This window comes from Micromonospora sp. LHW51205 (assembly GCF_003315815.1).
Taxonomy (GTDB): Bacteria; Actinomycetota; Actinomycetes; order Mycobacteriales; family Micromonosporaceae; genus Micromonospora; species Micromonospora chalcea.
The window spans coordinates 1-5367 of the sequence record NZ_QMEZ01000019.1 but is presented as its reverse complement, the minus strand read 5'-3'; the positions used below and the strand labels follow the sequence as shown (position 1 = coordinate 5367).

The 5367-nt window shown below is 57.9% G+C and carries 3 rRNA genes; all 3 read left to right on the top strand.

Features of this window, described 5'->3' with window-relative positions:
- The first annotated feature begins 159 nt into the window (after positions 1-159).
- The 3 genes from DQE82_RS30425 (at position 160) to rrf (ending at position 5365) form a co-directional block, all read left to right on the top strand.
- Positions 160-1674: ribosomal RNA gene (locus DQE82_RS30425) — 16S ribosomal RNA — on the top strand.
- 391 nt (positions 1675-2065) lie between these two features.
- Positions 2066-5174: ribosomal RNA gene (locus tag DQE82_RS30420) — 23S ribosomal RNA — on the top strand.
- 74 nt (positions 5175-5248) lie between these two features.
- Positions 5249-5365 (top strand): 5S ribosomal RNA (rrf, locus tag DQE82_RS30415).
- Together the 16S, 23S and 5S rRNA genes form the textbook arrangement of a ribosomal RNA operon.
- Positions 5366-5367: the final 2 nt, after the last annotated feature.

Below are 5367 nucleotides of genomic sequence, written 5' to 3'. Positions count from 1 at the left end.
TGGTTGGTGTGTGGTTGTTCTTTGAGAACTCAACAGGGTGCTTGTAAAGCCAGTGCCAATTGTTTTATACCCCGGACTGGTGGCTGTTCTTTGGAATGGTTGCTGGTTGGGATTCCTTTGGCAACACTTTTGTTGCCAGGATGCTGTTCGACAAAGTTTTTGTTGGAGAGTTTGATCCTGGCTCAGGACGAACGCTGGCGGCGTGCTTAACACATGCAAGTCGAGCGGAAAGGCCCTTCGGGGTACTCGAGCGGCGAACGGGTGAGTAACACGTGAGCAACCTGCCCCAGGCTTTGGGATAACCCCGGGAAACCGGGGCTAATACCGGATATGACCTTGCACCGCATGGTGTTTGGTGGAAAGTTTTTCGGCTTGGGATGGGCTCGCGGCCTATCAGCTTGTTGGTGGGGTGATGGCCTACCAAGGCGACGACGGGTAGCCGGCCTGAGAGGGCGACCGGCCACACTGGGACTGAGACACGGCCCAGACTCCTACGGGAGGCAGCAGTGGGGAATATTGCACAATGGGCGGAAGCCTGATGCAGCGACGCCGCGTGAGGGATGACGGCCTTCGGGTTGTAAACCTCTTTCAGCAGGGACGAAGCGTAAGTGACGGTACCTGCAGAAGAAGCGCCGGCCAACTACGTGCCAGCAGCCGCGGTAAGACGTAGGGCGCGAGCGTTGTCCGGATTTATTGGGCGTAAAGAGCTCGTAGGCGGCTTGTCGCGTCGACCGTGAAAACCTGGGGCTCAACCCCAGGCCTGCGGTCGATACGGGCAGGCTAGAGTTCGGTAGGGGAGACTGGAATTCCTGGTGTAGCGGTGAAATGCGCAGATATCAGGAGGAACACCGGTGGCGAAGGCGGGTCTCTGGGCCGATACTGACGCTGAGGAGCGAAAGCGTGGGGAGCGAACAGGATTAGATACCCTGGTAGTCCACGCTGTAAACGTTGGGCGCTAGGTGTGGGGGGCCTCTCCGGTTCCCTGTGCCGCAGCTAACGCATTAAGCGCCCCGCCTGGGGAGTACGGCCGCAAGGCTAAAACTCAAAGGAATTGACGGGGGCCCGCACAAGCGGCGGAGCATGCGGATTAATTCGATGCAACGCGAAGAACCTTACCTGGGTTTGACATGGCCGCAAAACTGTCAGAGATGGCAGGTCCTTCGGGGGCGGTCACAGGTGGTGCATGGCTGTCGTCAGCTCGTGTCGTGAGATGTTGGGTTAAGTCCCGCAACGAGCGCAACCCTCGTTCGATGTTGCCAGCGCGTTATGGCGGGGACTCATCGAAGACTGCCGGGGTCAACTCGGAGGAAGGTGGGGATGACGTCAAGTCATCATGCCCCTTATGTCCAGGGCTTCACGCATGCTACAATGGCCGGTACAATGGGCTGCGATACCGTGAGGTGGAGCGAATCCCAAAAAGCCGGTCTCAGTTCGGATCGGGGTCTGCAACTCGACCCCGTGAAGTCGGAGTCGCTAGTAATCGCAGATCAGCAACGCTGCGGTGAATACGTTCCCGGGCCTTGTACACACCGCCCGTCACGTCACGAAAGTCGGCAACACCCGAAGCCGGTGGCCCAACCCTTGTGGAGGGAGCCGTCGAAGGTGGGGCTGGCGATTGGGACGAAGTCGTAACAAGGTAGCCGTACCGGAAGGTGCGGCTGGATCACCTCCTTTCTAAGGAGCACCATCCACCGAAAGGTGGCATGGAGCCCGCGGCCCGCGAATGTCGGGTCGGGGTGCTCAGATGGCGGAGACACTGGCAAGTCGGTCGCCGGCAACGGCTGCGGATCTTCTAGTACAGCTGCTCTTCGGGGTGGTGGGAACGAGTCTGTGGTGCGGCTGGGGACGGATGTAAGCACCCTGTTGGGTCCTGAAGGAACAACCCGAGGTGGTTGTTGTTTCAGAGCCTTGAGATGCCCCGTGTGGACGTTGGTCCCGGGGGCGTGAGGCGCCAGGCATGGCCTGGTCTCGCAAACCGTGGCCATGTGGTGGTTGCAGGTGTGGGGCTGTGGGTTGTGGGTTGGTTGTTTGTTGAGAATTGCACAGTGGACGCGAGCATCTTTGTGGTCAAGTTGTCAAGGGCGAACGGTGGATGCCTTGGCACCAGGAGCCGATGAAGGACGTGGGAGGCCGCGATAGGCCTGGGGGAGCTGTCAACCAAGCTGTGATCCCAGGGTGTCCGAATGGGGAAACCCGGCATCAGTCATGTGATGTCACCCGCACCTGAACACATAGGGTGTGTGGGGGGAACGCGGGGAAGTGAAACATCTCAGTACCCGTAGGAAGAGAAAACAATTTAGTGATTCCGTGAGTAGTGGCGAGCGAAAGCGGATTGAGGCTAAACCGGCTGCGTGTGATACCTGTCAGGGGTTGCGTGGTCGGGGTTGTGGGACCCTGCTGAGCAAGCTGACACTTGTTCGAGAAGTTACAAAGCCAGTGGTTAGTCGAACAGTCTGGAATGGCTGACCGTAGACGGTGATAGTCCGGTAGGTGAAAGTTGCTGGTCTTCTGTGGGTGTTCCCGAGTAGCGGCGGACTCCTGAAATCTGCCGTGAATCTGCCAGGACCACCTGGTAAGCCTAAATACTTCCTGGTGACCGATAGCGGACGAGTACCGTGAGGGAATGGTGAAAAGTACCCCGGGAGGGGAGTGAAATAGTACCTGAAACCGTTCGCCTACAATCCGTCGGAGCCTTGCGGGGTGACGGCGTGCCTTTTGAAGAATGAGCCTGCGAGTTAGTGGCATGTGGCGAGGTTAACCCGTGTGGGGGAGCCGTAGCGAAAGCGAGTCTGAATAGGGCGTTTTTAGTCGCATGCTCTAGACCCGAAGCGGAGTGATCTAGCCATGGGCAGGCTGAAGCGCGGGTAAGACCGCGTGGAGGGCCGAACCCACCAACGTTGAAAAGTTGGGGGATGACCTGTGGTTAGGGGTGAAAGGCCAATCAAACTCCGTGATAGCTGGTTCTCCCCGAAATGCATTTAGGTGCAGCGTCGCGTGTTTCTTGCCGGAGGTAGAGCACTGGATGGTCTAGGGGGCCCACAAGCTTACCGAAATCAGCCAAACTCCGAATGCCGGTAAGTGAGAGCGCGGCAGTGAGACTGCGGGGGATAAGCTTCGTAGTCGAGAGGGAAACAGCCCAGATCACCAGCTAAGGCCCCTAAGCGTGTGCTAAGTGGAAAAGGATGTGGGGTCGCATAGACAACCAGGAGGTTGGCTTAGAAGCAGCCACCCTTTAAAGAGTGCGTAATAGCTCACTGGTCAAGTGGTTCCGCGCCGACAATGTAGCGGGGCTCAAGCACACCGCCGAAGCTGTGGCATTCACATTTTAACTTCGCCTGGCCTTGATGCCAGGTGCAGGTGTGTGGATGGGTAGGGGAGCGTCGTGCCGGGGGTGAAGCAGCGGGGTGACCCAGTTGTGGACGCGGCACGAGTGAGAATGCAGGCATGAGTAGCGAAAGAAGGGTGAGAAACCCTTCCGCCGGATGACCAAGGGTTCCAGGGCCAGGCTAATCCGCCCTGGGTGAGTCGGGACCTAAGGCGAGGCCGAGAGGCGTAGTCGATGGACAACGGGTTGATATTCCCGTACCCGCGAAAGAGCGACCCTGACGAACCTCGTTGTGCTAACCACCCAAACCGGCCAAGACCTTCGGGTTGAGGTTGGGGAGCGTGGGAACCTGGCGGGTAGTAGTCAAGCGATGGGGTGACGCAGGAAGGTAGCTGAGCCCGGCCGGTGGTTGTGCCGGGGTAAGCGTGTAGGCCGTGTCGTAGGCAAATCCGCGACACATGGGGCTGAGACGTGATGCCGAGCCGATTCAGGTGAAGTCAGTGATCCTATGCTGCCGAGAAAAGCCTCTAGCGAGTTCTTAGCGGCCCGTACCCCAAACCGACACAGGTGGTCAGGTAGAGAATACCGAGGCGATCGGGCGAACTGTGGTTAAGGAACTCGGCAAATTGCCCCCGTAACTTAGGGAGAAGGGGGGCCGGAGACGTGAAGCCCCGCGCGGGTGGAGCGTTGTATGGCCGCAGAGAGCAGGGGGAAGCGACTGTTTACTAAAAACACAGGTCCATGCGAAGAAGTAATTCGATGTATATGGACTGACGCCTGCCCGGTGCTGGAACGTTAAGGGGACCTGTTAGCTCTTCGGGGCGAAGCGGAGAACTTAAGCGCCAGTAAACGGCGGTGGTAACTATAACCATCCTAAGGTAGCGAAATTCCTTGTCGGGTAAGTTCCGACCTGCACGAATGGCGTAACGACTTCCCCACTGTCTCAACCACAGGCCCGGCGAAATTGCAGTACGAGTAAAGATGCTCGTTACGCGCGGCAGGACGGAAAGACCCCGGGACCTTTACTATAGCTTGACATTGGTATCTGAATTAGCTTGTGTAGGATAGGTGGGAGCCGGTGAAGCCTATACGCCAGTATGGGTGGAGGCAATCTTGAAATACCACTCTGGTTGATTTGGGTATCTAACTTCGGACCGTTATCCGGTTCAGGGACAGTGTCTGGTGGGTAGTTTAACTGGGGCGGTTGCCTCCTAAAGGGTAACGGAGGCGCCCAAAGGTTCCCTCAGCCTGGTTGGCAATCAGGTGTTGAGTGCAAGTGCACAAGGGAGCTTGACTGTGAGACTGACAGGTCGAGCAGGGACGAAAGTCGGGACTAGTGATCCGGCACTGGCATGTGGAAGCGGTGTCGCTCAACGGATAAAAGGTACCCCGGGGATAACAGGCTGATCTTCCCCAAGAGTCCATATCGACGGGATGGTTTGGCACCTCGATGTCGGCTCGTCGCATCCTGGGGCTGTAGCAGGTCCCAAGGGTTGGGCTGTTCGCCCATTAAAGCGGTACGCGAGCTGGGTTTAGAACGTCGTGAGACAGTTCGGTCCCTATCCGCCGTGCGCGTAGGATACTTGAGAAGGGCTGTCCCTAGTACGAGAGGACCGGGACGGACGAACCTCTGGTGTGCCAGTTGTCCCGCCAGGGGCACGGCTGGTTAGCTACGTTCGGAAGGGATAACCGCTGAAAGCATCTAAGCGGGAAGCTCGCTTCAAGATGAGGTATCCCACCCACTTTGTGGGGTAAGGCCCCCAGCTAGACGACTGGGTTGATAGGCCGGAAATGTAAGCCCGGTAACGGGTTCAGTTGACCGGTACTAATAGGCCGAGGACTTGACTACCAAGCTGCTACGCGTCCACTGTGCAACTCTGAACAAACGATCACCCGCAGGGTTGGTTGACATGTTCATAGAGTTACGGCGGTCATGGCGGAGGGGAAACGCCCGGTCACATTCCGAACCCGGAAGCTAAGCCCTCCAGCGCCGATGGTACTGCACTCGGGAGGGTGTGGGAGAGTAGGACACCGCCGGACAA